The sequence below is a fragment of the Actinoplanes sp. NPDC048791 genome (genome assembly GCF_040650095.1).
Lineage (GTDB): Bacteria > Actinomycetota > Actinomycetes > Mycobacteriales > Micromonosporaceae > Actinoplanes.
The window spans coordinates 1-15,156 of record NZ_JBEZGQ010000099.1 but is presented as its reverse complement, the minus strand read 5'-3'; the positions used below and the strand labels follow the sequence as shown (position 1 = coordinate 15,156).

Genomic DNA, 15,156 nt, shown 5'->3' with positions numbered 1-15,156 from the left:
GGCCCACGCAGACCGTCAGGCTTGATATCTGCGTGGACCATCCCCGCCCCCAAAACCTGTGCTGGTCTTGCTGGGGGATTCGCTTCAGGCCGCTAGGCGTAGGTCGTTCTGGTCTGCTTGGCGGCGGATTGTGCGCCAGCGGGCGGCGCTGATGCCCAGTTGCGACGCCAGGTCGGCCTCGGTGATGTCCGGTTGGGCGGCCTGGATCTTCGCGGCCGCTTCCAGGGTCTGGGCGGGCGTTCGGCGGGGCTTGGCCGGCGGCTTCGTGCCGTCGGTGGCCTTGGCGGCCCTGGAGGTGGCTGCCTTGGTGGTGGCGGCTTTGGTGGTGGGGGCCTCGGCGGTCGGTGCGGTGGTCGATGCGGTGACTCTGGCCTGGCGGGTCAGGGTCGGTGCGAAGGCGGAGACCTCGGCGCCGCGGGTTTTCGGCAGGGTCTTTCGTGGGAGAGCTGCGGCTACTTCGGCCAGGGCTGCCGTTGTCGTGGGGCCGCGGCGGGCGTTGCCGGGCGACGGCACGGGGATCAGGCCGGGCACGCTCAGGCTGTCGTCGCCGCCGTTGTCCGGGGCCGCGTTGGCGTCGGCCGGGGGTGTTGTCCGGGTGGTTGCCGGCCGGGCGGTTGTTGCGCGGGCTTCCGTCTCGAGGGTGGTTATGCGGCCGGCCAGTTCGACGAGGCAGATGCTGGCTACGACGATCAGGCCGTCCACCGACAGGGGGAGGAGGTAGGGGGAGGCGCCGGTTTCGCCGTAGCGGGCTGCTACGCCCGCCATGTGCCAGTAGGAGACCCAGGCCGCGATGCCCGCGATGGTTGCCGTGGCGATCAGGCGGGCGAAGGCCAGGGAGCGGCGGTGGACCGGGACCCGCGAGATCAGCTCGACCGTCAGCAGCAGGGCGAGCGGCGGCCAGGCGGCGATCGCCTGGCTGATCGGGTTGTCCAGGGCGTGCAGAATGTTCGCGACCACGGAGGCCGCGACGCCCAGGACCAGGGTCGCTCGCACGGCCCAGCGGACACGGCGAAGTTGCGGGAGTACCACCGGACGCTCCTTGCCAGCTCGAAACGAAGAACCGGGACCCGTGCGGGACCCGGCCGATCATCCTGTCGCGTCGATGTTTCGGTACGGCATCGATGAGCGCAACCCGATAGACCGCGTCGCGTTCGTGTCAGGAGCGATGCGAACGTGTGACGCGGCCTGCCGGCGTGTCAGTTTGACTTCTTCTCGACCTGGCCCCGCAGCTTGATGAACTCCTTCTTGGCGTCGCTCAGCGAGGTGAAGTACCAGAACACCAGGCCGGAGCTGCCCTCGTCCGCCCAGCCGCACATCGCCAGGGGTGCCCCACCGGCGTTGCCCTTGGCGCACTTCGCCACGCCACCGAGCGGTCCGGCCGGGATGCTGGCCACACCGGTCAGTTTCAGCTCGGAAACCCCTCGCCCGGTGAAGGCGCTGTCCAGCTCCTTCTTCGGGTTGGGCACCAGCGTCTTGGCCGCCACCACCACGACGATGTCCTGCTTCGCCGGCGTGCCGTAGAGCGCACCGACGGTCTGGGTGGCGCCGGGCACCAGCGCGAGACTGCTCTCGAGCTGCTCGACCCGGTCCGCGAAGGCCGGATCGGTCACCTTGGGCCGGCCACCGAGCGTCTTCGGCTCGACGATGCTGATCGTGGCGGTGGGCGTCACCGGCTCGGTCGGCCGGGGCGGCTGGGTCGTCGGAGCAGCCGAGGAGATGACGTCGGCGATGCCCTCGGCGGTGTTACGGCCGGCCAGGTAGACGGCGGTGCCGCCACCGACGCAGAGGACCAGCACCAGCGCGATCGACACCAGGGTGATCGGCAGCGCCCGCGACTTCTTCTTCGGCGGCGGGAAGCCCGGCATCGGCCCGGGCTGCGGGTAGCCGGGCTGCGGGTAACCCGGCTGCTGGTAGCCGGACTGGGTGTAATCCGGCTGGTTGTAGTCGACCTGGGTGTAGTCCGGCGGGGGGTACGACGGCGGCCCGTAGGCCGGCTGCGGGGGATAACCCGGCTGCGGCGGCACGGAGGCGGGCACGTCGGGGTTCGGCTGGCCCGGGTACGGCTGGCCGGGATACCCCGGCTGGCCCGGGTACGGCTGACCCGATCCCGGCGGACTCGACCAGGGCTGCTCACCACCCGGCGGCGGCCCCGGATAGCCCTGCCCGGAGTAAGGCTGCCCGGACTGCGGCTGACCCGGATAACCCTGCCCAGGCTGGGGCTGGCCAGGATAACCCTGCCCAGGCTGAGGCTGGCCGGGCTGCGACGCGCCCGGATAAGCCTGGCCCGGCTGGGCCTGACCCGGCTGGGGCTGCCCAGGCTGGGGCTGGCCCGGGTAGGGCGGCCCGGGCTGGGACTGGCCGGGGTGGGGCTGGCCCGAGTAGGGCTGGTTCGGCGGCTGCGACATCAACGCTCCATCGATCGGGCTACAGCACGTCGGAGCCTAGTCGTCGGCCGGGGGCGGTGGTCATCGGCGTACCGGCTGGTTGCCGCTGGTACGGAAGACGTCCCCGCGCCAAGGGACAGGCACGGGGACGTCGGTCCGTTCAGGGACAGCGCGTCAGGCGGGCACGCTTGCCACGCCCGGCGGCAGGAAACGCTTGCCGGTCACGCGCTCCGAGGTGCCGCTGCGGTCCAGGTACGGCGTCACGCCGCCCAGGTGGAACGGCCAGCCGGCGCCCAGCAGCATGCACAGGTCGATGTCCTGCGCCTCGGCCACCACACCCTCGTCCAGCATCAGCCGGATCTCCTGCGCCAGCGCGTCCAGCGCCTGGCGGCGTACCTCGTCGCCGGTCAGCGGGGCGGAACCGCCCTCGACCAGCTTGACCACCTCGGGGTTGATCTCGTCGTCGACCATCAGCGGCAGGCCGGCGTCGACGATCTTGCGGAGGTTGGGGCTGTCGCCGAAGCGGTCCGGGAACGCCCGGTGCAGCGTCTCGCCCACGTGCAGCCCGACCGCCGGGCCGACGAGCTGGAGCAGCGCGATCGGGCGCATCGGCAGGCCCAGCGGGTCCAGTGCCGTGTCGACCACGTCCAGCGGGGTGCCGGCGTCGATCGCGTTGAAGACCTCGCTGGTGAAGCGGGTCAGCAGCCGGTTGACCACGAACGCCGGGGCGTCCTTGACCAGCACCGACGACTTGCGCAGCTCCTTGCCGACCGCGAACGCCGTGGCCAGGGTCTCGTCGTCGGTGCGCTCGCCCTTGATGATCTCGAGCAGCGGCAGCACGGCCACGGGATTGAAGAAGTGGAAGCCGACCACCCGCTCCGGGTGCTCGAGGTCGGCCGCCATTTCCGTCACCGACAGCGAACTCGTATTAGTGGCGAGCACTGCCGAAGGGGTGACGATCTTTTCCAGCTCGGCCCAGATCTGCTTCTTCAGGTCGAGGTTCTCGAAGACGGCCTCGATCACGAAGTCGGCGTCGGCGAAGACGGACTTGTCGACCGAGCCGCTGACCAGGCCGCGCAGCTTGGCCGCGGTGCCCTCGTCCATCCGGCCCTTGCCGACCATCTTGTCGATCTGGCCGCGGACGTAGTCGACGCCCTTGTCCACCCGGGTCTGGTCCAGGTCGGTCATGACCACCGGCACCTGCAGGCGGCGGGCGAACAGCAGGGCCAGCTGCGAGGCCATCAGGCCGGCGCCGACGATGCCCACCTTGGTGACCTTGCGGGCCAGCGACTTGTCCGGCACCCCCACCGGGCGCTTCGCGCGGCGCTGCACCAGGTCGAACGCGTACAGGCTGGCGCGGGACTCGTCGCCCATGATCAGGTCGGCGAGCGCCTGGGTCTCCGCGGCGGTGCCGTCCTCGAACGAGGCGTCCTTGGCCAGTGCGAGCAGCTCGAGGGCCTTGTTGGCCGACGGGACCGCGCCGTGCAGGCGCTCGTCGAGCTGCTGCTTGGCGAAGAAGAGCACGCCATCCCACATGTCCTTGTCGACCTCGGGGCGCTCAACCGTGACCTCGCCCTTGACGACGCCGGTGGCCCACTCCAGCGAGCGCTCGAGGAAGTCGGCCGCCTCGAAGAGCTCGTCGGCGATGCCCAGCTCGCGGGCCTGCTTGGGCCGGAGCACCTTCTGGGTCAGCGGGTTCTGCAGGATCACCTGGGCCGCGCCCGGCACGCCGATCAGGTTGGGCAGCAGCTGGCTGCCGCCCCAGCCGGGGATCAGGCCGATCGCGACCTCGGGCAGGCCCAGCGCCGCGGCCCCGGTCGACACCGTGCGGTAGTGGCAGTGCAGGGAAACCTCGAGGCCACCGCCGAGCGCCGCGCCGTTGATGAACGCGAACGTCGGGATGCTGCTGTTCTTGAGCCGGGCGAAGACCGCGTGCCCCAGCTCGCCGAGGGCGACAGCCTGCTCCCGCTGGGTGATGAACGGCATGCCGGTGATGTCGGCGCCGACGCAGAAGATGTACGGCTTGCCGGTCAGCGCGATGAACGCCGGCTCGGCCTCGGTGGCCTTGGTGATCGCCTCGTCGAGCGAGCGCAGCCCGGCCGGGCCGAAGCTGTTCGGCTTCTTGTAGTCCAGGCCGTTGTCGAGGGTGATCAGCGCCGCGGGCTTGTCCAGCCCCGGCACTTTCACGAGACGCAGCAGCGCCTTGGTCACGACCTCGTTCGGGTATTCAGGCAGAGCCGTGGTCACTTGTCCGCACCTTCCCAGTGGGGGTTCTCCCAGATCACAGTGCCGCCCATGCCGATACCGATGCACATGGCGTTGATGCCGTACCGCACCTCGGGGTGCTCCTCGAAGTGCCGGGCCAGCTGGGTCATCAGCCGCACGCCGGAGCTGGCCAGCGGGTGGCCGATGGCGATGGCGCCGCCCCACGGGTTGACCCGCGGGTCGTCGTCGGCGATGCCGAAGTGGTCGAGGAACGCCAGGACCTGCACCGCGAACGCCTCGTTCAGCTCGAACAGGCCGATGTCGTCGATGGTCAGGCCGGCCAGGCGCAGGGCCTTCTCCGTGGACGGGATCGGGCCGTACCCCATGACCTCGGGCTCGACGCCGACGAAGCCGTAGCTGACCAGCCGCATGGCGACCGGCAGGCCCAGCTCGCGGGCGGTGTCCTCGCTGGCCAGCAGGGCCGCGGTGGCGCCGTCGTTGAGGCCGGCCGCGTTGCCCGCGGTGACCTTGCCGTGCGGGCGGAACGGGGTCTTGAGGGTCGCGAGCTTGGCCATCGAGGTCTCCCGCGGCGCCTCGTCGGCGGTGGCCAGGCCCCAGCCCTGCTCGGCGTCGCGCACGGCCACCGGGACCAGGTCGGGCTGGAGCTTGCCGTTCGCGTACGCCTTGGCGGTCTTCTCCTGCGAGGCCAGCCCGAACGCGTCGGCCCGCTCCTTGGTGATGCCCGGCAGCCGGTCGTGCAGGTTTTCCGCCGTGGCCCCCATGACCAGGGCGGACGGGTCGACGAGCTTCTCGGCCAGGATCCGCGGGTTGGGGTCGACGCCCTCGCCCATCGGGTGCCGGCCCATGTGCTCGACACCGCCGGCGATGGCGACGTCGTAGGCGCCCATGGCGATGCCGCCGGCGACGTTGGTCACCGCGGTCATGGCGCCGGCGCACATCCGGTCGATGGCGTAGCCGGGCACGGTCTTGGGCAGCCCGGACAGCAGCGCGGCGGTCCGGCCGATGGTCAGGCCCTGGTCGCCGATCTGCGTGGTGGCGGCGATGGCCACCTCGTCCACCCGCTCGGGCGGCAGCTGCGGATTGCGCCGCATCAACTCGCGGATGCAGCGGATCACCAGATCGTCGGCGCGGGTCTCGGCATACATGCCGCCCGCCTTGCCGAACGGGGTGCGGACGCCGTCGACGAAGACGACCTCACGGCTTACTCGGGGCACAACAAGCCTCCTTGCAGGCGGGGACTCCATGCTACTCGCCGGTAACATTGTTGCCTACCCGGCTCCTGCTTTGAAGCTATGTGAGAGAGAAATCAAATTCACGCGGTCGCCCGGGGACCGAGCAGAAGAGCAAGATCAAATTCCGGTCGTGCCTGGTTGCATGGTGCTGGCCGTCGCTCCCGCCGAGACCGGTCGCTGCGCTCCCTGCCAGGTGCGGGACCACTCACCCTCGCCCGCACAGCGGGCACCCCCCGGCTACGCCTCCACCTCACGCGCCCGCCCGATGCGTCGCCCCCGGCTCGCCCTACCGGCTTGCCCTACCGGCTCGCCTCTCGGCCCCGCCTCCCGGCTCGCCCCGGCGGGAAGATCTTGGTAGAAAATGGCCGCCATATCGGCTCTTCAGTCCCATGAGATGTGTCAGTGGTGATGTCCCGATACATGTGTCACCCGTGCAGGATCTTGAGCGTGTGGGTGTGTCCTGCCGTACATGGCTTTGCGGCGGCATGTGATGAACCTGCTCGATGCCCAGTTGGCTGCTGGGGTTGATCTGAACGCGGCCGCGTTCGCCCGGGTACACGGCGTATCGCCTCGCACCGTCTACCGGCACCGGGCACGGATCCGCGCTGAAGGCCAGTGGCAACCCCGGTCCCGCCGGCCCCATCACAGCCCGCAGATGACACCGGCGGAGCTGGACACCTGGATCTGCAAACTCCGCGCCGAGCTGGGCCCGGACAACGGCGCTGATTTCATCCGCGACCGTCTGACCGAGATCCATGCCCGGACCGCTGCGGACTGGCGGGTGCCCTCACGGTCGACGATCAACCGGGTCCTGACCCGTCACGACCTACTGGCCCGCACCCCCGCGAAACGGCCTCGCAGTTCCTGGCGACGCTTCGCCTATGCCCGACCCCGTGACTGCTACCAGATCGACGGCACTGAAGTGAAACTGATCGACGGCACCCCGGTGGTCGTCTTCGACGTCCTGGACGACTGCACCCGCCTGCTGCTCGCCTGCCACGCCGCGCCGGGCGAGACCGCAGCCGCGGCGGTCACCGCGATCCGGCGCGCCTTCGACACCTACGGCGTTCCCGCGATCGTGCTGTCGGACAACGGCTCAGCGTTCACCAGCCGCCGCACCCAACCCGGCACGATCTCCACCTTCGTGCAGTGCCTGGTCGACCACGGGGCCCGGCCGATCAACTCCAGCCCCTACCACCCGCAAACCTGCGGCAAGGTCGAACGCCACCACCAGAACCTCAAGAAAATGGCTCAACACCCAACCACCACCGGACACCCTGACCGGTCTCCAAGCCCTGCTGAACATCTACCGCGACTACTACAACACCCGACGCCACCACAGTGCCCTACCCGGCCGGGTCACCCCCGCACAGGCCTGGACCACCGCAGCCAGCATCGGAGGACCCGCCAGCCTACCGATGCAGACCGACGCCACCCTGCACCACTGCACCGTGGCCACCACCGGCGCCATCGCAGTCGCCGGACACCGCACCAGCGTCGGCACCAGCCACGCCGGCACCACCGTGACCGCTATCCGCGACCGCAACCACATCACCATCTACCAGAGCGACGGCCGACCCCTGGGCCACTTCCACCTCGACCCGGACCGCAACTACATCACCCTCACCCGAACACAACCATGATCAACAAACCCTGACACATGTCCCGGGACATCCCCTTGCCACATGTCCCGGGACATGACAGCCGCCAGGACAGCCAGCCGCTACCAAGATCTGGTGGGATGGGGAGGGGACGGGGAAGGGCTAGGACCTGACTGGGTTGGGGTCCGGACCGGACCGCTCGGAGCCCGGCACGGCACGGAGTCCGGACCGGCACGGAGCCCGGACCGGCACGAAGCCCGAACCGGCACGAAGCCCGAACCGGCACAGGGTCGGGACCGGTACAGGACCGAGACCAGCACTGGGTCCACTCCGGCAAGGGGCACGGACGGGCACAAGACTCGGACCAGCACGGGAATCGGACCGGCAGGGGTCCGGACCGGCACGGGGTCCAGGCCGGCACGGGATCCAGGCCGGCACGGAACCCGGACCAGCACGGAACCCGGACCAGCGGACGAGGCCGGACCGGCGGAGAGGGCCGGACCGGCGGAGGGGGCCGGACCGGCGGGTTATCTGATTGCTGGGCCGGCTGATGCCGAGGTGGCGCCGGACTCCGCGGAGCCGGGGCCGGGGGTGGCTGAGGTGGCTGAGGTGGCGGGGCCGGAGGCGGACGGACTGGCCGGGTCGCTTGGCTGGCTCATCGCCTCGGCTGCCGCCGCCTTGCGGCGTTCGAACGGGTCGCCGTATTCGCGAACCGCCGCGCGCGCGTAAGCCTGCTGGAACGTAGCCACCCGCTCCGAGCGGCCCCGGCCCAGGAAGCTCACCGCCCAGTGCAGCACCGCCGTGACCCTGTTCTTGAAGCCGACCAGGTACAGCAGGTGCACCGCCAGCCACATCAGCCAGCCCAGGAAGCCCGAGACGCGCAGCTTGCCCACGCTGGCCACCGCTGAGAAGCGGGAGATGGTAGCCATGCTGCCTTTGTCGAAGTACTTGAACGGCCCGGCGGGCTCCTTGCCGGCCAGCCGGCGCTTGATCTGGTCCGCCGCGTACCGGCCGCTCTGGATGGCCACCTGGGCGACGCCGGGCAGCTGGTTCAGCGAGATCATGTCGCCGACGGCGAAGATTTCCGGGTGGCCGGGCAGGGTGCAGTCCGGGTTGACCTTGACCCGGCCGGCCCGGTCGGTTTCGGCGCCGGCCTGTTCGGCGAGCTTGCGGGCCAGGGGCGGGGCGGCCACGCCGGCGGCCCACATCTTGGTCATCGACTCGATGCGCTGGTGGCCTCGTTTGGTGTCCACCTCGATGCCGGTGGCGTCCACGTCGACCACCTTGGTCTCCAGTTCCACCTCTACGCCGAGCAGGTGCAGCTGGCGCAGCGCGCGGGTGGACAGGTGGTCGCCGAAGGTGTTCAGCACCGCGTCGAGGGCGTCGATCAGGATGATCCGGGCCTTGCGGGGGTCGATGTGCTTGTACTGGCCCGGCAGGGTGCGGTGGGCCAGCTCGGCGATCTGCCCGGCCATCTCGACCCCGGTCGGGCCCGCGCCGACCACCACGAAGGTCATCCAGCGTTCGATCTCGGCCGGGTCGGTGTGCAGGTCGGCCAGCTCGAACGCGCCGAAGATGCGGGCGCGCAGCTCCAGCGCGTCGTCGATGCTCTTCATGCCGGGGGCGTGGTCGGCGAACTTGTCGTTGCCGAAGTAGGACTGCGAGGCGCCCGCGGCGACGATCAGCGTGTCGTACTCGACGGTGTAGTCGATGCCGGGCGCCTCGACCGCGACCGTCCTGGCGGCCACGTCGATGTCGCTGACCCAGCCGAGTTTCACGTCGACGTTGTCCTGGCGGCGGAGGATCTCGCGGATCGGCGGGGCGATCTCGCCCTCGGACAGGATCCCGGTCGCCACTTGGTACAGCAGCGGCTGGAACAGGTGGTACGCCGTGCCGTTGATGAGGGTGACGTCGACGTCGGCCTTGCGCAGGGACTTGGTGGCGAACAGCCCGCCGAAGCCGGCTCCGACGACCACTACCCGGTGCCGTCGATCAGATCGTTGAGGCATCACAGTCTCCGCTGCTCGTGGTCGGCGTCTCCGTACGGTATCAACGACCAGGTGGAAACAACCTTCGTGCTCTTCCCGGGCCGCCATCACGTCCTTACCCGCTTCCAGGCCGAGTACCTGCGGCGGTGGCCGGATGTGACCATTGTCTGGGCCGTGACCTCGGCGAACCACGAGAACACGAAGCGTAATCCGGTGCCGTACCACCGCCGGGAGGCGGCCATCGAGCGGTTCAGCGTGCTGACCGGGCTGCGTTCCGTGGTGGTGCCGGTCTTCGACACCGCCCCCACCGAGCGTTTCGCCGAGGTGACGCTGAAGAACATCACGGTGGCGACCGGCCTGGAGCTGACCCCGGCCAACACCGTGGTGGCCTGCTCGACCCCGGCGGTCGCGGCGCTCTACACCGCCCTCGGCTTCTCCATCGCCGGGGTGGAGGCCGACAGCACGCCGGAACCGGCCCGCCCGTGGGACGTGCTGCTGCGGCTGGCGGCCGGCGACGAGAGCTGGCGGGAGCTGGCCCATCCGGCGACCGTCGACGTCTTCGACCGCTACCAGCTGGTGGAGAGCGTGCGCACGGTGGTCAACGACCCGGTGGTCGGCGCGGAGGGCGGGCTGACCGCGACCCGCAACTACCGCACCTACGTGGAGGCGTTCGCCGACAGCGCCGCCCGCAAGTGGGGGCAGGTCCACCGGCACGTACGGCCGGGCCGGATCGTCGACATCGGCTGCGGCGCGGGCGCGGTGCTGGAGCTGGCCGACCGGGAGCCGGCGCTGCGCGAGAGCGACCTGATCGGCGTGGAGATCGCCCGGCACCTGTACGAGGAGTGCATGCACAAGAAGGCCCAGGGCGTGTTCGACAACGCCAACGTCTTCTTCTACCGCCGCAACGTGCTGGGCGGCGCGATCTTCCCGGAACGTTCCATCGACACGACGCTGACGTTCGCGCTGACCCACGAGATCTGGTCCTACGGGGACCGCTGGGCGTCGTTGCGCCGGTTCGCGCAGGCCATCTACGACCACACCGCGCCGGGCGGCGTCTGGATCAACAGCGACGTCTGCGGCCCCGACGGCCGCGACCGCCAGGTGCGGCTGACCCTGGACCGGACCGACGGCGCCAACCCGGCCACCGCCCGCGAGGACCTGGCCGAACTGTCCCCCGAGGAGGTCGCGGCGTACGTAGGCGGCCTGTCGACCCGGGCCCGCCTGGACCAGTTCGCCGTGGACTTCCGCTTCCCGTTCACCTACTCCCCCGACGGAGCCGACGGAGCCGACGGACAGGACGGACAGGACGGACAGGACGGCGGCACGGTAGAGCTCACCCTGGGCGCCGCGATGGACTACCTGACCCGCAAGGACTACGCCGACAACTGGCTGTCGGAGACCCACGAGCAGTTCTGCGGCCTGGAGTACGCGGACTGGAAATCGCTGCTGGCCGACGTCGGCTTCGAAGTGGACCCGGCCTCGGGCACCTCCCGCAACGACTGGATCATCGACAACCGGATCGCCCCCACGGCGTCACTGGCCACGCTCGACGGCACTCCGCTGGACTGGCCGGTCACCCATGTCCTGCTGGTGGCCCGGCGACCGCACAACACCTGATCAGTCGGTGAGGATCGGGCGGAGGGCGTCGAGGACCGCCGGGTCCTCGATGGTCGAGGGGACCGGTTCCGGGGTGCCGTCGGCGATGCCCCGCATCGTGCGGCGCAGGATCTTGCCGGAGCGGGTCTTGGGCAGGCCCGGGACCACGTCGACCCGGCGCAGCGCCGCCACCGGGCCGATCCGGTCGCGGACCATCGCCACCAGCTCGGCGCTCAGCTGCTCCGGGTCGATGTCGGCGCCGGACTTGAGCACCACGAAGCCGCGTGGCTGCTGGCCCTTGAGCGGGTCGTGGACGCCGATCACCGCGCATTCGGCGACCGCCGGGTGGGCCGCCAGCACCTCTTCCATCGCGCCGGTGGAGAGGCGGTGGCCGGCCACGTTGATGACGTCGTCGGTGCGGCCCATCACGTACAGGTAGCCGTCGGCGTCGAAGCGGCCGCCGTCGCCGGTCAGGTAGGAGCCGGGGAACGCCGACAGGTAGGAGCGCACGTAGCGTTCGTCGTCCTGCCACAGCGTCGGCAGGCAGCCCGGCGGCAGCGGCAGGTCGATGACGATCGAGCCGTCCTCGCCCGGGGGCACGTCCACGCCGGCCGGGTCGACCACGCGGACGCGGTAGCCGGGCACCGGCACCGACGGCGAGCCCGGCTTGGTGGGCAGCGTCTCCTGGCCGCGGGGGCTGGCGGCGATCGGCCAGCCGGTCTCGGTCTGCCACCAGTTGTCGATCACCGGTACGCCGAGCCGCTCCCCCGCCCACGTGTAGGTCTCCGGGTCGAGCCGCTCACCGGCCAGGAACAGCAACCGCAGGCTCGACACGTCGTGCCCCGTGAGCAGCTTGCCCTCGGGGTCCTCCTTCTTGACCGCGCGGATCGCCGTCGGGGCGGTGAACATGACGTTGACCCGGTGCTGGGCCACCACCCGCCAGAACGCGCCCGCGTCCGGGGTGCCGACCGGCTTGCCCTCGTACAGCACGGTGGTGGCCCCGGTGAGCAGGGGCGCGTACACGATGTAGGAGTGGCCGACGACCCAGCCGACGTCGGACGCGGCCCAGAAGACATCGCCCGGGCCCGCCGCGAAGATCGCCTCCATGGACCAGCGCAACGCGACCGCGTGGCCGCCGTTGTCCCGGACCACGCCCTTCGGGCGGCCGGTCGTGCCGGAGGTGTAGAGGATGTAGAGCGGGTCGGTCGCCGCCACCGGTACGCACTCCGCCGGCTCAGCCCCGGCCAGCGCCTCGTCCCAGGTCAGGTCGCGGCCGGGCACCAGGTCGGCGACCAGTTGCGGGCGCTGGAGGATGACGCAGCGCGCGGGCTCGTGTGCGGCCAGGCCCAGAGCGCGGTCGAGCAACGGCTTGTAGGCGACCACGCGCGCGGCCTCGACCCCGCACGAGCTGGCCACGATCACCTTCGGCCGGGCGTCGTCGATGCGCGCCGCGAGCTCGGGCGCGCCGAAGCCGCCGAAGACGACGGAGTGGACGGCGCCGAGACGGGCGCAGGCCAGCATGGCGATGACCGCCTCCGGGACCATGGCCAGGTAGACGACCACGCGGTCGCCCGGGCCGACGCCGAGCCGCCGCAGGGCGCCCGCGAACAGCGCCACCTCGTCGCGCAGCTCCCGGTACGTGTACGTGCGCAGCGTCCCGGTCACCGGGCTGTCATGGATCAGGGCGGCCTGATCGCCCCGCCCGCCGGCCACGTGCCGGTCCAGGGCGTTGTGGCAGGTGTTGAGCCGGGCGTCGGGAAACCACCGGGTGTCGAAGATCCGGTCCGGTGGGCTGTCCCAGTCGATGGCATCGGCGGCGTCGCGCCAGAAGCCCTCGGGGTCGCGGAGACTGCGCTCGTACGCCTGCCGGTAGTCACCCATGCAGCCAGGGTGACCACCGGCAGGCCGGTTAGTCCAGAGCCGATCAGTTCCGCACGAACACCGCTGTGGTCCGGGCCGGCACCGTGAGGGTGCCGGTGGCCCGGTCGAACGACGCCGGCTCGTGCTGCAGCGGGTGCAGGCCGACGGTCGCGCCCTTGAGCGCCGGTACGGTCTGGGTCGCCGTCGCCGGGGTGGCGTTGAAGACCACGGTGACCGACTTCCAGCGGGGGTCCAGGCCGCGCCCGTCGAGCTGCATGGTGATCACGCCGGGCGTCTCGGCGGCGCCGGAGAGCGGGAACGACAGGCGCTTCTGCACCTCGGCGGCGGTCGGCAGCCCGAAGACCGGCGACGACTTGCGGATCGCCAGCAGCTCCCGGTAGCGGGCGTCGGCCAGATTCACCGCGTCGCAGCCGGGGACCAGCTTCTCATCGGCCAGCAGCGGTTTCGCGTACGGCCACTTGGCCTCGTTGTCAGCCGCCGGGGGCAGGCCGCGGCCGAAGCCGTTGCCCTTCGCGCAGTCCCAGCTGATCTGGTTGAACCAGTCGCCGGAGTTGAACGAGTTGCGGTCCAGCGACTTCGAGCGCAGCCGTTCACTGCCCGCGGTCACGAAGCCGGGGCCCTGGCCGAGGGCGGTCGTAGCCAGCGCCACGGACTGCATCCTGGCCCGGTCCACCGCCGAGGTCCGCTGCGGCAGCTTGTACGCCAGCGCGTCGAACAGGATCTCGTTGTCGTGCGCGTCCACGTAGGTGATCGCCTCGCCCGGCGCCGCGGTGTAGCCGGCCGGCGAGCCGTTGTAGTCGACCTGCGCGCCCGTCACCGGCGTACCGGTGGAGGAGGTGAACCGGTAGCCCGCCAGGTTGCCGCTGAGCCCGACCTTGATCAGGTCCTGGTAGTGCAGCAGGCGGGCCTTCTGCTCGGCCGCGGTGCCGTTGGCCGGGTCGCCGTTGGGGTCGGTGAACAGGCCGGAGCCGAAGCCCTGGATGCGCGGGTTGTCGTCGAACGGGCCGCCACCGCGGACGGCGTCGCGGAGCCGGTCGTTGAACGTGGCGATACCCGTACCAGCCATGTTCTTCTGGGTGGCCTGCACGAAGCGGGCGTCGCCCGCGACCTCGCCGAAGTCCCAGCCCTCGCCGTACAGGTAGATGCTCTTGCCGTCGACCCCGTCGCGGGCGACCGTCAGCTTGTCGAGCGCGGCCCGCACGGCCAGGATGTTGGCCTTCGGGTGGTGGCCCATCAGGTCGAAGCGGAAACCGTCGACCTTGTACGCCTTGGCCCAGGTCACCAGCGAGTCGACGACCAGCTTGCCCATCATGGTGTGCTCGGGCGCGGTGTTGGCGCAGCAGGTGGAGTTGGCCACCGTGCCGTCCTCCAGCAGCCGCTGGTAGTAGCCGGGCACGATCTGGTCGAGCACCGAGTGCGGGTCGGTGCCGGCCGCCGAGGTGTGGTTGTAGACGACGTCCAGGACCACCCGCAGGCCGTCGCGGTTGAGCCCGGCGACCATCTCGCGGAACTCCCGGGTGCGGGCGTCCGGGTCGACGGCGTAACCACCCTCGGGGGTCGTGTAGTGCAGCGGGTCGTAGCCCCAGTTGTAGCCGTCCTTCGCCGCCACCGCGGCCACGCATTTCTGCTGCTCCGCGGAGTCCGGCGGCAGCGCGGCCAGGTCACAGGCCGGTTGCTGCTGGTCGGCGCGCTTCTCCGGGATGGTGGCGAAGTCGAAGACCGGCAGCAGGTGCACGTGGGTGGTACCGGCCTTGCTCAGCGACCGGAGCTGCTTCATGCCGGCCGTGCCGGGGTCGGTGAACGCCGCGTAGGTGCCGCGCGCGGCGACCGGGACGGTGGTGTCGCCGATGGAGAAGTCCCGCACCGACAGCTCGGAGATCTGCACCTTGCCCGGCTTCTGAGCCGGCTTGCGCAACCCGGCCCAGCCGGCCGGGGTCTGCGCCGGGTCACTCAGGTCAGCGATCCGGCTGTGGGTGGAATCGGGCGACAGGGCCACCGAGTACGGGTCGGTGACCGAGGCCGTGACCAGCTTGTTCGCCGCGGGCTGCCAGGCGGTGACCCGGTACCGGTAGTCCTTGCCCTTCCAGTCCTGCGAACCCCGCACGGACCACACACCCGTAGCGGCATCGCGGGTCATCGGGATCGGCGCCGGGCACCGACGTGCCGGCGATGCTGCGAGGGTTCGCTGCTCGGATTCTCGACTTCCAGCCGGATTCCTGGACCACCCATGTCTCCGGGCACCCGCCGG

The 15,156-nt window shown here is 70.7% G+C and carries 8 protein-coding genes and 2 pseudogenes; 3 read left to right on the top strand and 7 right to left on the bottom strand.

Annotated elements, in window-relative coordinates:
• Positions 1 to 84: 84 nt before the first annotated feature.
• From AB0C29_RS10650 to AB0C29_RS10635, 4 genes are all read right to left on the bottom strand, one after another.
• Complete coding sequence (locus AB0C29_RS10650) at positions 85 to 1,029, bottom strand: DUF2637 domain-containing protein (RefSeq protein WP_360818200.1); 945 nt, start codon at positions 1,027 to 1,029, stop codon at positions 85 to 87.
• A 167-nt stretch (positions 1,030 to 1,196) separates the two neighbouring features.
• Positions 1,197 to 2,405, bottom strand: a complete 1,209-nt coding sequence (locus tag AB0C29_RS10645) for a hypothetical protein (RefSeq protein ID WP_360818197.1) — start codon at positions 2,403 to 2,405, stop codon at positions 1,197 to 1,199.
• A gap of 153 nt (positions 2,406 to 2,558) precedes the next feature.
• Positions 2,559 to 4,619 carry a 3-hydroxyacyl-CoA dehydrogenase NAD-binding domain-containing protein gene (locus AB0C29_RS10640; RefSeq protein WP_360818203.1) on the bottom strand — a complete coding sequence of 687 codons (2,061 nt, stop codon included), beginning with the start codon at positions 4,617 to 4,619 and terminating at the stop codon, positions 2,559 to 2,561.
• Positions 4,620 to 4,627: 8 nt separating this feature from the next.
• Positions 4,628 to 5,824 (bottom strand): thiolase family protein, encoded by a 1,197-nt coding sequence (locus AB0C29_RS10635; RefSeq protein WP_360818194.1) that lies wholly within the window; start codon positions 5,822 to 5,824, stop codon positions 4,628 to 4,630.
• A 487-nt stretch (positions 5,825 to 6,311) separates the two neighbouring features.
• On the opposite strand from AB0C29_RS10635, the pseudogene AB0C29_RS10630 reads away from it, so the two are divergent.
• Positions 6,312 to 7,031: pseudogene (locus AB0C29_RS10630) on the top strand (DDE-type integrase/transposase/recombinase); the annotation flags it as partial.
• 229 nt (positions 7,032 to 7,260) lie between these two features.
• Positions 7,261 to 7,485: a hypothetical protein gene (locus tag AB0C29_RS10625; protein ID WP_360818206.1), complete on the top strand. Its 225-nt coding sequence runs from the start codon at positions 7,261 to 7,263 to the stop codon at positions 7,483 to 7,485.
• A 485-nt stretch (positions 7,486 to 7,970) separates the two neighbouring features.
• Here the strand turns inward: AB0C29_RS10625 and AB0C29_RS10620 are convergent, their stop codons facing one another.
• Positions 7,971 to 9,452: an NAD(P)/FAD-dependent oxidoreductase gene (locus tag AB0C29_RS10620; protein ID WP_360818191.1), complete on the bottom strand. Its 1,482-nt coding sequence runs from the start codon at positions 9,450 to 9,452 to the stop codon at positions 7,971 to 7,973.
• 51 nt (positions 9,453 to 9,503) lie between these two features.
• On the opposite strand from AB0C29_RS10620, the gene AB0C29_RS10615 reads away from it, so the two are divergent.
• Positions 9,504 to 11,048 carry a class I SAM-dependent methyltransferase gene (locus AB0C29_RS10615; protein ID WP_360818188.1) on the top strand — a complete coding sequence of 515 codons (1,545 nt, stop codon included), beginning with the start codon at positions 9,504 to 9,506 and terminating at the stop codon, positions 11,046 to 11,048.
• On the opposite strand, the gene AB0C29_RS10610 is transcribed toward AB0C29_RS10615, so the two are convergent.
• Together AB0C29_RS10610 and pulA are read right to left on the bottom strand one after the other, a co-directional pair.
• Positions 11,049 to 12,908 carry a propionyl-CoA synthetase gene (locus AB0C29_RS10610; protein WP_360818185.1) on the bottom strand — a complete coding sequence of 620 codons (1,860 nt, stop codon included), beginning with the start codon at positions 12,906 to 12,908 and terminating at the stop codon, positions 11,049 to 11,051. It abuts the gene before it with no gap.
• Between the two features lie 43 nt (positions 12,909 to 12,951).
• Positions 12,952 to 15,078, bottom strand: a pseudogene (gene pulA / locus AB0C29_RS10605) (pullulanase-type alpha-1,6-glucosidase); the annotation flags it as partial.
• Positions 15,079 to 15,156 lie beyond the last annotated feature (78 nt).

Coding starts and splice junctions, on each gene's coding strand:
- AB0C29_RS10645 (WP_360818197.1), bottom strand. CDS start 2,405: ATGTCGCAGCCGCCGAACCAGCCCTACTCGGGCCAGCCCCACCCCGGC.
- AB0C29_RS10625 (WP_360818206.1), top strand. CDS start 7,261: ATGCAGACCGACGCCACCCTGCACCACTGCACCGTGGCCACCACCGGC.
- AB0C29_RS10620 (WP_360818191.1), bottom strand. CDS start 9,452: ATGCCTCAACGATCTGATCGACGGCACCGGGTAGTGGTCGTCGGAGCC.
- AB0C29_RS10610 (WP_360818185.1), bottom strand. CDS start 12,908: ATGGGTGACTACCGGCAGGCGTACGAGCGCAGTCTCCGCGACCCCGAG.